The organism is Pedobacter sp. GQ55 (genome assembly GCF_059758925.1).
In genome coordinates, this window is the sequence record NZ_JCAXEI010000004.1 from 352,286 (window position 1) to 368,584 (window position 16,299).

At 38.0% G+C, this 16,299-nt stretch carries 16 protein-coding genes and 1 tRNA gene; 11 read left to right on the plus strand and 6 right to left on the minus strand.

What is annotated here, in order from left to right; genetic code table 11:
* Positions 1-13: 13 nt before the first annotated feature.
* Complete coding sequence (locus AC6CH7_RS14165; RefSeq protein WP_498263365.1) at positions 14-832, minus strand: DUF6597 domain-containing transcriptional factor; 819 nt, start codon at positions 830-832, stop codon at positions 14-16.
* 172 nt (positions 833-1,004) lie between these two features.
* Here AC6CH7_RS14165 and sufB point away from each other — a divergent pair, with 172 nt between their 5' ends.
* From sufB to AC6CH7_RS14205, 8 genes are all read left to right on the plus strand, one after another.
* Positions 1,005-2,450 carry a Fe-S cluster assembly protein SufB gene (gene sufB / locus AC6CH7_RS14170; protein ID WP_498263366.1) on the plus strand — a complete coding sequence of 482 codons (1,446 nt, stop codon included), beginning with the start codon at positions 1,005-1,007 and terminating at the stop codon, positions 2,448-2,450.
* A 16-nt stretch (positions 2,451-2,466) separates the two neighbouring features.
* Positions 2,467-3,231, plus strand: coding sequence for a Fe-S cluster assembly ATPase SufC (sufC, locus tag AC6CH7_RS14175; protein WP_498263367.1), 765 nt, complete (start codon positions 2,467-2,469; stop codon positions 3,229-3,231).
* 23 nt (positions 3,232-3,254) lie between these two features.
* Entirely contained in the window at positions 3,255-4,556 is a 1,302-nt protein-coding gene (gene sufD / locus AC6CH7_RS14180; RefSeq protein WP_498263368.1) for a Fe-S cluster assembly protein SufD, read from the plus strand.
* Between the two features lies 1 nt (position 4,557).
* Entirely contained in the window at positions 4,558-5,772 is a 1,215-nt protein-coding gene (locus AC6CH7_RS14185) for a SufS family cysteine desulfurase (protein ID WP_498263369.1), read from the plus strand.
* Positions 5,772-6,221 carry a SufE family protein gene (locus AC6CH7_RS14190; protein WP_498263370.1) on the plus strand — a complete coding sequence of 150 codons (450 nt, stop codon included), beginning with the start codon at positions 5,772-5,774 and terminating at the stop codon, positions 6,219-6,221. Before AC6CH7_RS14185 ends, AC6CH7_RS14190 begins: the two co-directional genes overlap by 1 nt.
* 11 nt (positions 6,222-6,232) lie before the next feature.
* Positions 6,233-6,547, plus strand: coding sequence for an iron-sulfur cluster assembly protein (locus AC6CH7_RS14195; protein WP_498263371.1), 315 nt, complete (start codon positions 6,233-6,235; stop codon positions 6,545-6,547).
* 11 nt (positions 6,548-6,558) lie between these two features.
* The gene (locus AC6CH7_RS14200) at positions 6,559-7,032 is read left to right on the plus strand and encodes an RrF2 family transcriptional regulator (RefSeq protein WP_498263372.1); all 474 of its coding nucleotides are present in this window, start codon (positions 6,559-6,561) and stop codon (positions 7,030-7,032) included.
* Between the two features lie 95 nt (positions 7,033-7,127).
* Positions 7,128-7,562 (plus strand): PepSY-like domain-containing protein, encoded by a 435-nt coding sequence (locus AC6CH7_RS14205; protein WP_498263373.1) that lies wholly within the window; start codon positions 7,128-7,130, stop codon positions 7,560-7,562.
* Positions 7,563-7,610: 48 nt separating this feature from the next.
* On the opposite strand, the gene AC6CH7_RS14210 is transcribed toward AC6CH7_RS14205, so the two are convergent.
* The 3 genes from AC6CH7_RS14210 to rnhA all read right to left on the minus strand — a co-directional run bounded on the left by AC6CH7_RS14210 (position 7,611) and on the right by rnhA (position 11,867).
* Positions 7,611-10,298 (minus strand): PQQ-dependent sugar dehydrogenase, encoded by a 2,688-nt coding sequence (locus AC6CH7_RS14210; protein ID WP_498263374.1) that lies wholly within the window; start codon positions 10,296-10,298, stop codon positions 7,611-7,613.
* A 12-nt stretch (positions 10,299-10,310) separates the two neighbouring features.
* Positions 10,311-11,192: a sugar phosphate isomerase/epimerase family protein gene (locus tag AC6CH7_RS14215; protein WP_498263375.1), complete on the minus strand. Its 882-nt coding sequence runs from the start codon at positions 11,190-11,192 to the stop codon at positions 10,311-10,313.
* 207 nt (positions 11,193-11,399) lie between these two features.
* Complete coding sequence (rnhA, locus tag AC6CH7_RS14220) at positions 11,400-11,867, minus strand: ribonuclease HI (RefSeq protein ID WP_498263376.1); 468 nt, start codon at positions 11,865-11,867, stop codon at positions 11,400-11,402.
* A 177-nt stretch (positions 11,868-12,044) separates the two neighbouring features.
* Between rnhA and AC6CH7_RS14225 the strand changes: the two genes are divergently transcribed.
* Positions 12,045-12,121: transfer RNA gene (locus AC6CH7_RS14225), tRNA-His, on the plus strand.
* 281 nt (positions 12,122-12,402) lie between these two features.
* Here the strand turns inward: AC6CH7_RS14225 and AC6CH7_RS14230 are convergent.
* Positions 12,403-12,867 (minus strand): PIN domain-containing protein, encoded by a 465-nt coding sequence (locus AC6CH7_RS14230; protein ID WP_498263377.1) that lies wholly within the window; start codon positions 12,865-12,867, stop codon positions 12,403-12,405.
* Positions 12,851-13,087 (minus strand): UPF0175 family protein, encoded by a 237-nt coding sequence (locus tag AC6CH7_RS14235; RefSeq protein ID WP_498263378.1) that lies wholly within the window; start codon positions 13,085-13,087, stop codon positions 12,851-12,853. Before AC6CH7_RS14235 ends, AC6CH7_RS14230 begins: the two co-directional genes overlap by 17 nt.
* A 135-nt stretch (positions 13,088-13,222) precedes the next feature.
* Between AC6CH7_RS14235 and AC6CH7_RS14240 the strand changes: the two genes are divergently transcribed.
* Both AC6CH7_RS14240 and AC6CH7_RS14245 read left to right on the plus strand, forming a co-directional pair.
* The gene (locus AC6CH7_RS14240) at positions 13,223-13,984 is read left to right on the plus strand and encodes a TOTE conflict system archaeo-eukaryotic primase domain-containing protein (protein ID WP_498263379.1); all 762 of its coding nucleotides are present in this window, start codon (positions 13,223-13,225) and stop codon (positions 13,982-13,984) included.
* Entirely contained in the window at positions 13,969-16,203 is a 2,235-nt protein-coding gene (locus AC6CH7_RS14245; protein WP_498263380.1) for a DEAD/DEAH box helicase family protein, read from the plus strand. The genes AC6CH7_RS14240 and AC6CH7_RS14245 overlap by 16 nt, the downstream gene beginning before the upstream one ends.
* Positions 16,204-16,299: the final 96 nt, after the last annotated feature.

Genomic DNA, 16,299 nt, shown 5'->3' on the forward strand with positions numbered 1-16,299 from the left:
AATAAAAGATGGGTTATTTAATGAGCTCAGGAAAATTCTCGACAAGCTCATTTGATTTTTTTTGATATTGCTCCGGACTAAATCCAGTAAATTCTTTAAAAGAGCGGATAAAATGAGATTGATCTGCGTAGCCATTTTCAAAAGCTACGTCTGTAAGGATATTATATTTATTATTTCTAAGCTGACTTAAAGATGCCTGAAAACGACATACTCTGGAAAACAGTTTCGGACTGATACCAATATGCTGGTTAAACCGGCGTTCAAAAGTTCTTTCAGATAATCTTAAATCCTGCTGTAACTCTTTTAAGGTAATGTTACCATTTGAACTGATCATTTTAGATGCGGCATACTGTGTTAAATCATCAGGAACATTCCTGTTTTTAGTAATCAAATTAATCAGATAGCCAGAGATGAATTCTATTTGATGAGCCTGAGATGAGGCATTCAAAAGTCTTTCTGACAAGTTGTAATCCGTCTTTTTTGATGTCAGATCTACATCTAAACAAGTATTTGTAATTTCAACTGCACTAAACCCAAATATAGATTTTACTGCATCCGGATAAAAATAAACCCCAATAGTATTGAATTTTCCTACCGCACGAATTTCCGTGTGTTTAGTAGTTTGGCCGTATAAAAACACTTCCGGCAATTTGTAATCATGAGATTTCGAAAAGGTACCCTCCTCTGCCTGTCCAAAAATCATTCCCGGACAACCGTCTGGGAGTGCAACAAATGTTGTAGGTGCACAGCTATTACTTCCACCCTCTAAAATCCAGAAGTAGCGAACATATCTTTTAAGATAATCAGGCGGCTGTACCAGTTTGCAATTCATTCCATTTGTTTGACTCAGTTGTTAAGATAAAATTACAAATAATTTGTAAAGTCATAATTCTAAATCTGTTTGTCAATTATTACATTACGCTGTTTATACTATTTTGTACAAATAGTAAATACCCCGTATCTTTGATATATATTAATATTTCAACAAATTAATATAGGCTATCATGAAAGAAAAACCAGGTACTCTGGAACAGGCCGTATTAACCGAATACAAATACGGATTTGTAACAGACATAGATACAGACGTAATTGCCAAGGGCCTTAGCGAAAACACCATCCGACTGATCTCGAATAAAAAGAACGAACCGGAATGGATGCTGGATTGGCGACTTAAAGCTTATAACCACTGGTTAAAGCTAGAGGAACCAAAATGGTCAAATGTTAAGTACCCTATAATCAATTATCAGGATATAATATATTACGCGGCTCCTAAACCTAAAAAACAGCTGAACAGCCTCGATGAGGCCGATCCGGAATTGCTGGCAACATTTGAGAAACTCGGGATATCTCTGAACGAACAAAAACGACTTACAGGAGTAGCTGTAGATGTGGTAATGGATAGCGTTTCTATAGCTACCTCATTTAAAGAACAACTTTCAGAAATCGGCGTTATTTTTTGCTCAATCAGCGAAGCCATACAGCTGCATCCCGAATTGGTAAAAAAATACCTCGGATCGGTAGTACCTATGACGGATAACTATTTCGCAGCACTAAATTCTGCGGTATTTACCGATGGCTCGTTCTGCTATATCCCTAAGGGAGTTCGTTGCCCAATGGAACTTTCAACTTATTTCCGCATCAATACAGAAAATGCGGGTCAGTTTGAACGTACTTTAATTATTGCCGAAGATGAAAGCTATGTAAGCTATCTGGAAGGTTGTACCGCGCCAATGCGTGATGAAAATCAGTTACACGCAGCGGTAGTAGAACTTGTAGCCCATACAAAGGCAGAAATCAAATACTCAACTGTACAAAATTGGTATCCGGGCGACAAAAATGGTATGGGTGGTATATACAACTTCGTAACGAAACGTGGTATGTGTAAGGGCGATCATTCTAAAATCTCCTGGACACAGGTTGAAACAGGTTCAGCAATTACCTGGAAATATCCAAGTGTAATCCTAAAAGGTGATCATTCTATTGGTGAGTTTTATTCGGTTGCGTTTACAAACAATCATCAACAAGCAGACACAGGTACAAAAATGATTCACCTTGGTAAAAATACAAGGAGCAGGATCGTGTCTAAAGGAATCTCTGCAGGACATAGTCAAAACAGTTACAGAGGATTGGTTAGAGCCAGCAAACAGGCCACTAACGCACGTAATTATTCGCAATGCGATTCTTTGTTGTTGGGCGATAAATGCGGGGCACATACCTTCCCTTACATAGAAGTTAAAAATAAAACCGCAATTGTAGAGCATGAAGCAACTACTTCAAAAATTGGAGAAGATCAGCTCTTTTATTGCAAACAGAGAGGCATTGATGCAGAAACTGCAGTGGCCCTTATTGTAAATGGCTTTGCCAAAGAAGTAATGAATCAGTTGCCAATGGAATTTGCCGTTGAAGCACAGAAACTACTAGCCATCAGTATGGAAGGCAGTGTAGGTTAAAAAAATTATAAGAATTATGCTATCAGTAAAGAATATACACGCAAACATCGACGGAAGAGAAATTTTAAAAGGAATTAACCTCGATATTAAACCAGGGGAAGTACACGCGATTATGGGGCCAAATGGCTCCGGAAAAAGCACCCTTGCCTCTGTACTTGCCGGCAGAGAAGAATATGAAGTTACAGAAGGTGCCGTTTCTTTTTTAGGCAAAAATCTGTTGGAACTATCAACCGAGGACAGGGCTCGCGAAGGTCTGTTCCTTGCCTTTCAATATCCAGTAGAAATACCAGGTGTAAGTACCACCAACTTTATAAAAGCTGCTGTAAATGAAAAGCGCAAATACCTTGGTCAGGAACCTCTTGATGCCGTTGCCTTTTTAAAGATGATGAAAGAAAAGATGGCTTTGGTTGAAATTGATCAGCGTTTATTGAGTCGTTCTATCAACGAAGGTTTCTCTGGTGGAGAGAAAAAACGTAACGAGGTTTTCCAAATGGCTATGCTTGAACCTAAACTCGCGATCATGGACGAGACTGATTCAGGCCTTGACATTGATGCACTTCGTATAGTTGCAAATGGCATCAACAAGCTCAGGAGCCCCGATCGTGCAATATTGCTGATCACCCACTATCAGCGTTTGCTTGATTATATTCAGCCTGATTATGTTCATGTGCTTTACAATGGCCGCATTGTTAAATCAGGCACTAAAGAACTGGCGCTTGAACTGGAAGAAAAAGGATACGACTTCATTACCGATGATGTTGATTTAGCTGCCAATCAATAGCAGTCCATTTAAAAGACTTTACAATGAACAATATAACTTATTTTAAAGATCAGTTTGAACAGCTGCAGGATGCAAATCCGAAAGGTACAATTGCCGATATGAGGCAGAATGGATTTGATGCATTCACTAAAGACGGCGTTCCAACATATCGCGATGAAGACTGGAAATATACAAACGTAAGTAGTCTGTTCGACAAAGAATATCAAATAGCAGAAAACTCCACAATTACTTTCGCGGATGTGGACGCTGTCAGACTACCGGGATACAAACAAGCAAATGAGCTAGTGTTTGTAAACGGATGCTTTATAGCCGACCTTTCTACCATCCGTTCGGGCACTACAGATCTTATCGTATTGCCACTTGAGGAAGCTGCTAAGGGCGAATATAAAGAAATAGTCGCCGCGCACTTAAACCAAAGCAGTAATTACTTAAACGATGGCATTCATGCCTTAAATACTTCTTTTATCAATGGTGGTGTTTTTGTTCATGTCCTAAAGGGCAAAGAACCAGAGCATCCTGTTTATTGCTATCATATTTTAGATGCCAGGCAAAATCCAGCCCTTGCACAGCCGAGAAGTCTGGTCTTGGCTGATGAAAATAGCAGACTACAAATAACCGAAAGCTATACCACTCTTGGTGGGTCAGACAGTTTTAACAACCAGGTAATGGAAGTAGTGGTTAAAGAAAATGCTTATGTAGAGTATTATAAGATTCAAAATGATACCGCAAATGCCAGTCAGGTAAGCAGTACTCATATCAGACAAATTGGACGAAGTTATGTGCACACGGTAACCGTTACACTAAATGGAGGCATAGTACGTAACAATATGAATCTGGTGCTTGATGCCGCTGGTAATGAAACCCATCTTTATGGTTTGTACCTGTTAAAAGGCAAAAGCCATGCTGATAACCATACGCTGATAGACAATTTAAAACCAAATTGCTTTAGCAATCAATTATATAAAGGAATTGCCGATGATACCTCTACAGCTGTTTTTAATGGTCGTATTATGGTTCAGCCAGATGCACAAAAAACCAATGCTTACCAGAGCAATAAGAACATCCTGCTATCAGAGAATGCAACCATAAATACAAAACCGCAGCTAGAGATTTTTGCAGATGATGTTAAATGCTCACATGGTTGTACCATAGGTCAGCTAGACGAAGAAGCAATGTTTTATCTGAGGGCAAGGGGCATTCCAAAAGAAAGTGCCGAAGTGCTTTTACTACAAGCTTTTGCAGCTGATATCGTTGACCAGATCAAGCCGGAGCCTTTGCGTTCTTACGTATCTAAACTTATCTATGAACATTTAGCAATTCAATAACATGGCCATTTTAGATCTCAGACGGCAGTTCCCAATACTTAAACGCATGGTTAAGGGCAAACCTTTGGTGTATTTTGACAACGCTGCCACTTCTCAAAAACCGCAAGTGGTTATTGATGCGCTTACGCATTATTACACGCATTACAATGCCAATATACACAGAGGGATCCACACCCTGGCCGAAGAAGCCACGATGGCCTATGAGGCTACCCGTCGCACTGCACAAGAGTTTATAGGTGCACCATCCGAAGAAGAAATCATCTTTACCAGAGGCACTACAGAAGGGATTAACCTGGTTGCATATACCTGGGGCCGACAAAACATAGGAATGGGCGATGAGATCATTATTTCTGGAATGGAGCACCATTCTAACATCGTTCCATGGCAAATACTTTGCGAAGAAAAAGGTGCTGTTTTAAAAGTTATTCCTGTTAACGATAATGGCGAGCTTGTAATGGATGCCTACAAAGCTTTGCTTAACGGCAAAACCAAGTTGGTTTCTATTGTTCATGTTTCAAACTCATTAGGTACAGTTAACCCGATTAAAGAGATCATTGAAGCAGCACATCAGGTTGGTGCAAAAGTATTGATAGATGGTGCACAGTCTGCTGTACATCTTGATATCAATGTACAGGAAATGGATTGCGATTTTTTCGCTTTCTCTGGTCATAAAGTATATGGGCCAACAGGTGTTGGTGTGCTTTACGGCAAGAAAGAGTTGCTCGAAAGCATGCCTGTTTTTCAAGGTGGTGGTGAGATGATCAAGGAAGTTACCTTCGAAAAAACTACCTATAATGATCTGCCCTACAAATATGAAGCAGGTACGCCAAACATAGCCGATACCATTGCATTAAAAGCAGCACTCAACTTTATTAAAGAAACCGGAAAACCCGCGATAAGAGCTCATGAAGAAGAATTACTTGCTTATGCTACAACTCAGCTCCAAGCCATTCCGGGTCTTACTATTATTGGTAATGCCAAAGAAAAGGTAAGCCTGATCTCTTTTATCATTAAAGATGTACACCCTCAGGATGTTGGCGTTTTACTCGACAATCAAGGAATTGCAGTGAGAACAGGGCATCATTGCACACAGCCGTTAATGGCGCGCTTTGGCATTCCTGGCACCATAAGAGCTTCCTTTGCCCTTTACAACCAAAAAGAAGAAATAGATGCACTAGTTACAGGTTTACATAAAACCATAAAAATGCTTTCATAATGAATATTAAGCCGATATATGAAATAGAAAAAGAGATAATTGAGGACTTTGCATTGTTTGATTCATGGGAAGACAAGTACGAGTACATTATTGATATGGGCAAAAAGTTGCCTGTTCTTGAGGATGAGCATAAGCTTGACGAAAACAAAATAAAAGGATGCCAGAGTACCGTATGGCTGGTGGCTTCCTATAATGAGGGCCGTGTATTTTTTAAGGCTGATAGTGATGCTGTAATTGTAAAAGGTTTGATCAGTATGCTTATAAAGGTATTATCTGGCCATACCCCTACTGAAATTATTGACGCCCGATTGGATTTTATAAGAGAGATCGGCATGATGACCCATTTGGCACAGACCCGTTCTAACGGTTTACTGTCAATGATAAAACAGATGAAAAATTACGCTATCGCTTTTCAGGCGATTGGCAGTCAAAAAACTGATCATAAATAAATTAAAAGATCATGGATAAAGAAGAATTAAAGCAGAAAGTCATCGATTGTTTACAAACCATTTACGATCCTGAAATTCCTGTAAGCATTTATGAACTGGGGCTTATCTATGAAACAGAGATATTGCCTCCGTTAAACAACGTACAGATTGTGATGACGCTTACCGCTCCCGGATGCCCTGCGGCACAATCGATCCCTCTAGAAGTAGAGCAAAAGGTAAAAGAAATTGACGGTGTAAATGAGGTTACTGTAATTGTAACCTGGGAACCTGCCTGGAACAGAGACATGATGTCGGAAACAGCACGGTTCGAATTAGGAATGATGTAATATAAGAAACAATGAAAATTACTGCTCAGGAAGAATATGGCTTAAGGATATTACTCCATATAGCCCGACATGCGGATAAAGAAGGAGCAAGCATTCCTATGATTAGCGATGCAGAGGGTCTTTCTGCAGCCTATGTGGCAAAGCTTACCCGCACGCTTCGCCTGGCGGGTTACATAAACAGTACACCAGGCAACAAAGGTGGATATATTTTAGCCAAGCCTGCCCAAGATATAAATATCAACCAGGTTATGAAGGTACTTGGCGGTTCTCTATACAGCAATAAGTTCTGCGAAGATTATTCCGGCGCATTAAAACTATGCACCAACTCTGTAGATTGTTCTGTGCGTTCTTTGTGGCAAATGATTCAGCTATCTGTTGATCAGTTATTGGATCATATTTCCCTTAAGGAATTGATTAGTACAGAGCAGGAATCTAACCTTCAGATCATCAATAAAATAAATGCCTTAAGAACAGCCAAGCTATAATTAGAATCTTGTTATAGTATTTGAATAAATTTTTCATTTTCTCAGGAAATTTTCCGTTTTCCTTTGTTATAGTTAAAACACTAATTCAACTTATTATGAAAAAGATACTACTGTTTGCGGTTTGCCTGCTTATTTCTGGCTTATCCTACGCTCAGGATATAACCGTTAGTGAGGTTCCTCCTGCTGCATTAAATGCTTTTAACAAGTCGTTTCCAAAAGCTACAAGAGTAGAATGGGAAAGAAAAGGCGACTTATATAATGTCGAATTTGACATAGCCAGAAGAGATCATGAACTCTGGTTAACAAGTAAAGGAGGCATTGTTAAACATAAAAAAGAACTTCGTTCCTCAGAATTACCGGCAGCGGTATTGAACACTCTTAAACAAAACTACAAAGGCTTCAGAATTGGTGATGTAGACCGTTATGAAGAGGGTAAAAAATTCTTTTATAAAGTTGAATTAAAGAAACTACTCGAGGAACAAAAAGTTGTTGTTGACCAGAGTGGTAAAATATCAAACAAGATATATTAGATGACGGCAGCTTTAAAAGCATGCCGTCATCGGTAATCTATTTAACCCTTAAAGATTCTTCATACTAATCGCCTTTAAGCGGGCAGAAGGCTCTGCAAACACAAAATAAACATTGTATTTACCTTTAAGCGCTTCAATATCTGCGATGGTATTTAAACCGCCGTTTTCTTTCGAAGATGATTGTCCGATAAGTTTTCCTTCCGGTGAATCAATATGAATCTCAATTTTACCTGCCGATACATTGTCTGCGCCAACAAATTCAATCTTTTTAATATCTGTTAAATCAACTTTATTGAGTTGCAGATAAGCTCCTTTACTTTTTGCCGTTGCAACAGACTTGTTGTCATTAAAGCTAATTTCACTAGCGTTATCCGTGTTGTTAACAAGCACATAAGGATGGCGCAAAACAACTATATCTTCTCCAAACTGTGCAGGCGCAAGTTTAGTTCCATGGTCTTTATACGCTGCTCTAAAAATAAAGCTTCCTTTGTTAGGCTGATCTGGTTGAACATTTGTAGTGTATGAGCCTGTTACCGGAAGTGATTTCTGCGTAGTTTTCTTATCACTAAAGCTCAATACATATTTAATGATCGAGGTCACTTCATTGGTAGACATAGATGAATGCGCTGGCATCATTGCATCACCCCATACACCCGAACCACCATCAATAACCTTTTTAGTAAGCTTTCCTTCTGCAGTTTTATCTCCTTTATACTTTAACGCCACTTCAGTAAATGATGGGCCTAAAGATTTAGTATCTACAGCGTGACAAGCATTACAATCACTTTTCTTGATTAAAGCTTTTGCTTTAGCATACTGTGCAGAAACATCAAACTGATTTTGATTTTGTGCGACAACAGTTAAGTCATATCCTTCAGACAAGTAATTGATGGCTACAGAAACCTGCGAAGCCGGTATTCTTTTATCAGCAAGGCTTCCGTCCTCTTTATCTGTAACACTAACCGCATAATTGATTATGCTGGCAGGGAAATAGAAACTAGCGTTCCCTTTGGTAAAGTTAAACTTAACTACAGGAGTTGCATTTCCAGCTACTAATTCAACCGATTTGCTATTTTTTGCACCATGCGGATCGGTAACAGTAAGTGTCGCTTTGTAAACGCCGGCTGCTGCCAGTTGTACTTCAGGGTTGGCTGTTTTAAACGTTTGTTTTAACACTCCGCCTTTGGTAATTTTCCATTCGTATTTTAATACATCACCATCACTATCGGACGTGCCTGCCGAAGACAATTTTACTTTTAAAGGCAAAGCACCGGCAGTTTTATTTGCAGCTGCCTGTACCTGAGGTTTACGGTTACCACCATTGAACTCAATTTTGATTAACTCAGCTTCCGGATTATCTTTAAAGTACCCATTTCCATATTCAAGCACATATAAACTTCCATCAGGACCAAATTTCATATCAATTGGACCTCTTAAAGTAAGCTCAGGCAAGAAACGCTCCATAGATTTGTACATGCCATTTTCATCAAAAGTTACCGCTAATATCCAACCACGTACCCAGTCTGTAATTAACCATTTACCTTCATAATATGCAGGAAACAAATATTTAGCATTGGCAAAATCAGACTTGTGAAATACCGGGCCGCCAACTGCACTTCGGCCCCCGCTTCCCATCACCGGAAACTCTTCGCTAGCCGCATAAGGATACCAGATCATAGCTGATACTGTTGGAGGTAATTCTTTTAGCCCCGTGTTGTTTGGAGAATTATTTATTGGCTTCTGGACATCATACAGCTCTCCGGATTTCTTGGTCGCAAAATCATAATAACGGTACGCCTGGTTATTCCCTATAAAATAAGGCCAGCCATAGTTACCCGACTTTTTAGCCACATTAAATTCATCATAAGATCTTGGACCTCTGGATTCTGAAGAGTTTGAACCATCCGGACCAACTTCACCCCAGTATAACCAGCCGGTATGACTATCTATAGTTAACCTCCAGGGGTTTCTATTACCCATGGTATAAATTTCAGGGCGGGTATTTACTGTTCCTTTAGGAAACAGGTTACCTTCTGGAATGGTATATGTACCATTTGGTTCAGGATGTATACGTAAAATTTTACCTCTTAAATCGTTGGTATTACCAGACGATTTCTGAGCATCACGCGGAGCCTCTCCCGGACGTTCGTCAATTGGTGTAAAACCATCCGAAGATCTGGAAAACGTATTATCACCGGTACTTAAGTACAAGTTTTTATCCTTATCGAATAGCATACCACCCCCTACATGGCAGCATTCTTCTCGTTGAACCACCACATCTAATACTTTCTTTTCTGTAGTCATGTTCAGTTTACCACCAGCCCATGTAAATCTGGAAAGCCTGTTTACCGATACATCTTTTGGAGAATAGTAAATGTAAATCCATTTGTTTTTAGCATAATCAGGGTCAAGGATAACCCCCTGCAATCCGTCTTCACCTTCAGAACGCTCACCTTTTTTACTTACATACTCTCTGCTAACAGCAAAATCTGCTATTACATCCATTTTATTAGTTGCAGGATCGTATATTTTTAATTTTCCTTTACGCTCTGCATACAAAACCTTTCCTCCATCCAGAATCTGGAATTGCATAGGCTCTTCTAATTTTTGTTGAAGTACAACTTTGGTAAACCTGTTATCATCAGGTTTTTCCGGAGATTGCGCCTTTACTATATATGAAGAAACCAATAACAGCGACAATGCTGTTATTGGTTTCAATAATGATAATTTTATCATGTTTGGGGTTAATTACAATTTAGACACAAGGTTACGGAAGTTAACTACACTAGCAGCAACATCAGCGCTGTTGCTTTCCCAGTTGTATTCATATTCAGCTGAGATGGCTCCTTTAAAGTTTTGTCTTTTTAACTCTGCGATAACTGCAGGGATGTTAGAAACACCTTCTCCCCAATGTACATCATGTCCACCTTTACCTTTTTCATGAAGATCTTTCATGTGCGAGTGCAATACGTGTCCGTCAAGTTTTTTCAAGCACTCAACAGGATCTAATCCTGAACGTACCCAGTGACCTATATCAGCACATGCACCTAAGCGTTTGCTTTTTCCTTTGATAGCGTTTAATACGATATCAGGATTCCAGTAATGAGATGGGTTTGGGTGATTGTGAATGGCAACGTTGATCTGATATTTATCGCATAGATCAGATACCAACTGCAAATCTTTTTCATTAGGCTCTGAAGTAATGGTATGAATATCCATTGCTTTGCAGAATTCGAATAATTTAATCCATTCAGCCTCACTGTTAGCACCTGTTACACCAAATGCTACAACTTTTACATTATTTTCTTTAAGCTTTGCTAAAACAGCTTGTCTTTTAGCATCATCCATATCAGGCCCCATTGTTCCTTCGATACCACCACCTATTTTCTGACCTGGGAAAGCCTCTACATATCTTAAGTTACAGCTGTCGATCTTTTTAATTGCCTCAGCAAATGTAAATAATCTGAAAGTATAAGCTTGTGAACCAAGTTCCCAGCCCAATTTTACTTCCGGATTTTTAGCAGAAGCATTAGATGCTCCTGTCTTTACACTTTTACAGGCAGCAAGACAAGCCAATAAAACAACAGCAAATTGTAGTTTTAAAGCAAATCTATTTTTTAATAAATTCATGTTTGGTTAATTAAAGTTTGAAAATTATCTAGGTTACATTTGTTATTCTATCTCTCCAAAATCTTATTCTGTAAAAAGACGCCAACAATATAGTTATTCTTGAAGTTTTTCCTTTTACTAATGGATCGAAATATTTTGGTTACTAAAAATCGTCTTTTAAATAAGCCATAAAAATGGACTTAATAAGTTAAGTCATGGATAATATGATCAGACAGCCTTACTCTTCTCTATTTCAAACTCGGTATCAATACCCAATGCGCTTCTATTTTTGGAGGCGGCAACAGCAAGTTCATCGCAGCGTTCATTTTCGGGATGATTATTATGACCCTTTATCCAAACGAATTTAACGTGGTGTAGTTTATAAACGTTAAGAAAACGCATCCAAAGGTCCTTATTCTTTTTGCCTTTAAATCCTGTTTTAACCCAACCAAACACCCATTTCTTTTCAACAGAATCAATCACATATTTGGAATCTGAGAATATGGTAATTTCTTGCCCTGGATTTTTAAGTGCATTTAAGCCTACTATAACCGCCAGCAATTCCATTCTGTTGTTTGTAGTTAAACGGAATCCGGCACTCAGTTCCTTATAATGAGAACCGGAGCGTAAAATCACTCCGTATCCACCTGGTCCTGGGTTTCCGCTGGCTGCTCCGTCGGTATAAAGTTCAATCATATGTTAGGCAAATCTAGCTTTTTAAGCCATAAAAGCAATTTTTAGGGCACTTTTTATATTTCCACCAGAATTTAATCGACTGAGATTTAATCGATTAAAAAAAAGATCTGATCTAACTGAAAAAAGATTTGAATAAAATATTTTAAATCGTACTTTTGTAGCGTTGAAAAACACATGGTGGTTTTAGCTCAGTTGGTTAGAGCATCGGTTTGTGGTACCGAGGGTCGTGGGTTCGAGCCCCATATTCCACCCCAAGTTTTGAAAGCAGCTCTGAAAAGAGCTGCTTTTTTTTTGTTTAAAGCCTTTGTTTTCAATTGTTTATAAACATAAATTTCTGGTTAAAGATGGTTCGATGTTTAGGTATTAGAAATTACGTTCTTGGCGAAAGCTCATTTCTGAGCAAATAACAACGATTTATTGGTTCGAGCCCCGTCATTGAGTTGTGTTATAACCGATTTTTTTCTCAAAATTAAATTTTAGCAATATACTTGTGGTAATATCAAAAAATTGTCAGTGATTGTCTGTTGGAACAGTATTATTCTCCGGCATCTTTAATAATTTGTGTAGTCAACCATTCAGAAATCCTGAAATTAGTTTGCTGTATTTTGACGATGTATGGTTTAACTGAAGGAATGATACCGTTAAGTTTCGCGTTAAGTATAACACCAACAGTTCCTATAATGTTAAGTTCAAGCTTTTTAGCAAATCTCCTGCCTCCTGCATCATCTATAATGATTAGGTCAGCGTGGATTTCTGATGCAAGCGCCATCGCGCTGGCCTCACCTATATCTACGGTTTCAGCATAATTATATAATAAATCACGATTCTGCACAGCTTTTACATCAACCCAATTAGGTAGTCTTTTGCCAAATTCAGCAGCTATCTCTGGAGTAGTTATTACTTGTTTGTACAAGGATTGGAGCAAATGCATGCCCTCTATTTTGTCTAGGGTAATGAAACAACTGGCATCGGTAATGACAATTTTATTCCGTATGAGCATGCTTGAATGTTTCAAGATCTTCAGCCGCACTTTCGTCCAGGTAGTGGACGTCATACTTGATTAGTATTTCAGCAAAATCCCATTTTTTCATCTGGCACATTTCAGCGGCTTGTCTTAAGGTAAGCTTACCTGCTTCATATAGCTTGGCTGCAATAAGGCGTGTTGTTTCATCATGCTCTCTCTCAAGGGCATCAGGAACTTGTATGGTCATTGTAGTCATGATATAAAGATACGTATTATTAAAATTTAAAACAAAATGTGTACTAATGATAGAATGGGTTTTGATATATTACAAGGGATAATTATTCTATTTTTTGTTTAATTTGCTATCTCAAGAATTTAAACAGTGGATAATTTGCTATTATACAGATCCTTATTTAAAGGACGTGATGATGTTTATGCCATTCATTGGTCAAAAGGAAGTAAAAGCGGTTACATGCCTGCTAAATTATATGATCCTTACTTCAACAAGATTTATAAAAAAAGTACAGTCACCACTAGTTCAGAAACTATAAATTATCTCCCTCTGACTAATGATCAGATTCAAAGGCATCTTGAAGGTAGGCAGCTAATAGGATTGTATCCACTTTTACAGGACAATACCTCCTGGTTGATAGCGGCAGATTTTGATAAGAATAGTTGGTTGGAAGACTGCAAAAGTTTCATTACTATATGTGCAAAGTATAATATTTCTGCTTATCTGGAACGGTCTCGTAGTGGCAAAGGTGGGCATGTCTGGATATTTTTTAACCAACCATATCCGGCTTTTAAGAGCAGAATAATTGTACTTACTTTATTAGAGCGTGCAGGAGTAGTCTCGACTTTTGACAAAAATTCTAGTTTTGATAGGTTATTCCCTAATCAAGATAAGCATTCTGGTAAAGGTTTTGGGAATCTGATTGCCTTACCTTTGTATAAACCTGCATTTGAACTTGGGAACAGTTGTTTCATTGCGCCTGAAACAGCTATACCTTACAGAAATCAATGGGAGTTTCTAAAAAGTATCAGCCGAATTTCTACTAATAACTTAGACCAGATATTTTTTCACTCACAACTTCTAAAAGTGCAAGTATTGTTGAGCCAGGTAAACTCGCAATCAAGTTGTCAAATACAATAGAAATCAATCGTAGTGGAATGAGTGCAGCTTTGGTGTCCTTTTTAAGAGATGAACTTAACTTTTTTAACACTGATTTCATCATTAAAAAGAATAGTGGTAGGAGCACATTTGGAACAAAAAGATATTTTAAGTTTATTGAGGAAGTAAATGAATACGCTGTTATTCCAAAGGGTTTTATTAGAAAACTATTGGTTTATTGCATTAAAAATAATGTACAATATCAGCTAGATGATAATCGGAAGTTACTAACTCCTTCAGGTTTTTCATTTCATGCTTCTTTACGAGAATATCAGTTGCCTGCGGTAGAAGCTGCATCTAAAAAAGATATAGGTGTAATCGTTGCACCACCTGGTTCTGGAAAGACTGTAGTTGGCCTTAAAATTATTGCTGATAAACAACAGCCAGCGTTAATTATCGTTCACCGTAATCAATTGGCAGATCAATGGGCGGAAAGAATTGAAGCATTCCTGGGAATCCCAAAGCAGGATATCGGTCGGATAGGTCAAGGCAAAACTAAAATAGGAAAACAGGTTACCATTGCAATGATACAAAGTTTAGGCAAAGAATTGCAAAAACCTGGTGCAGATCAGCTGGTTTGTGCCTTTGGAATTATTATTGTTGACGAGTGTCATCATATTGCTGCGGAAACATTCAAAAATGCGGTATCACTTTTCCATTCTTACTATTTATATGGCCTGACTGCAACGCCTTTTCGGAAAAATGGTGATGACAGATTAATTTCTGTACATCTCGGAGAGGTAGTTTCAGAAATGAAATCCAGCGACAAGGGAGCATCGGAACAACCTGAGATTATTATTAGAAATACAGCATTGAACGTAGCATATAATGCCAAAACAGATCGCTTCGAAACACTATCAAATATACTTATTCATGATTCTGAAAGAAATGAGCTGATTTTAAAGGACGTAACTTTTCAATTGAGTACGGGAAAACGAGTAGTTATACTTACGGAGAGAAAAGAGCACATTGAAACTTTACAACAATACTTAAAACAATCTTTTGAAACAGTTACATTAAGTGGCGACGATTCGGAATCCAGCCGTAATACTAAATGGAAAGTCTTAAAGGACGGAAACTATCAAGTACTCATTACAACTGGACAATTCTTAGGGGAAGGTTCTGATCTTCATAATGCCCAATGCTTATTTTTAGTCTATCCGTTTTCTTTTGAGGGTAAATTGATTCAATATATTGGCCGGGTACAACGTTCTGAGCTAACTCCTGTGATTTATGATTATAGAGATATTAAGATTGATTATTTAAATGCGATGTTTCTTAAAAGGAACGTTTACTACAAAAAGCTGATACGGCATAGAACATTATTTGATGATGTTATTGAGACTGATGAGGAGATAAAGCCTGTAGATGTTTTAGTAAATCCCTTCAACGATCAAATCATTGAGCGGAATATTAAAGTAGCTATTGAATCACTTGATTTTTTATATGGTGGAGCTGCTTTTCGTGAATTTATAAAGGAGATAGAACAAGAGGTTTCATTTGGTATTGAGAATCTCCATATGCGCCCGGAATTCGATGTCTTGAAATCGTATTTTGAGAAGTTTTTGAATGCCAAAACGATTACGGTAGTTATCTGTGTAGTTGTAGAGAAGGGTATTATAGTTGGCAAATCTGCAACGTGCGAGGATATAAAAAAATTGGATCGTGAAGTTGTAGACAGTGTGCGTTTTCGTTTTGTAGAGAAGAATCTGTTTAAAAAAGGAAATCTATTGGGCAAGAAGATCGAACTGTCCCAACTCAGTGCGGGAGATACTAGTCAGACATTATATGAATCGGGAGAAGAATTACTAAATGATGTATTGACAAGAGGGAATTATCGACATAAAATACAGCTAAGATATTTATCGGATCTACATCTTGGAAATGTATTGAAAATAAGATTTGTGTTAAGTCCGTTTGCTTTTGTTTTCCTTGTAGCGGGAAAGGAGCAATATCATATTGTCATGGAGACACTGGATACGGATGAAGCTACTTATATATGGCATACGTCAAAAGAAATTCCGGAACTCAAAAATACACTTCATAGTATTGATAAAGATCTTAACAAAATCCGAAATGAAGGGAGATATGTATTTTTACAGTCTGCACCAGGAAATTTCAGTCGTGTATTGCATGATTACTCGGACGAAAGGAACGGATTTGTGATCTGGAAAGATGATTTGGAGCAGTATCTGACTTAATAAAAATATTTTATCACTACTATAGATGTTTAAACTTCTCTAGTAGTGATAAAAGTCAACTGATATAAAATCATTTTTGTGGACTAATATAGCTGG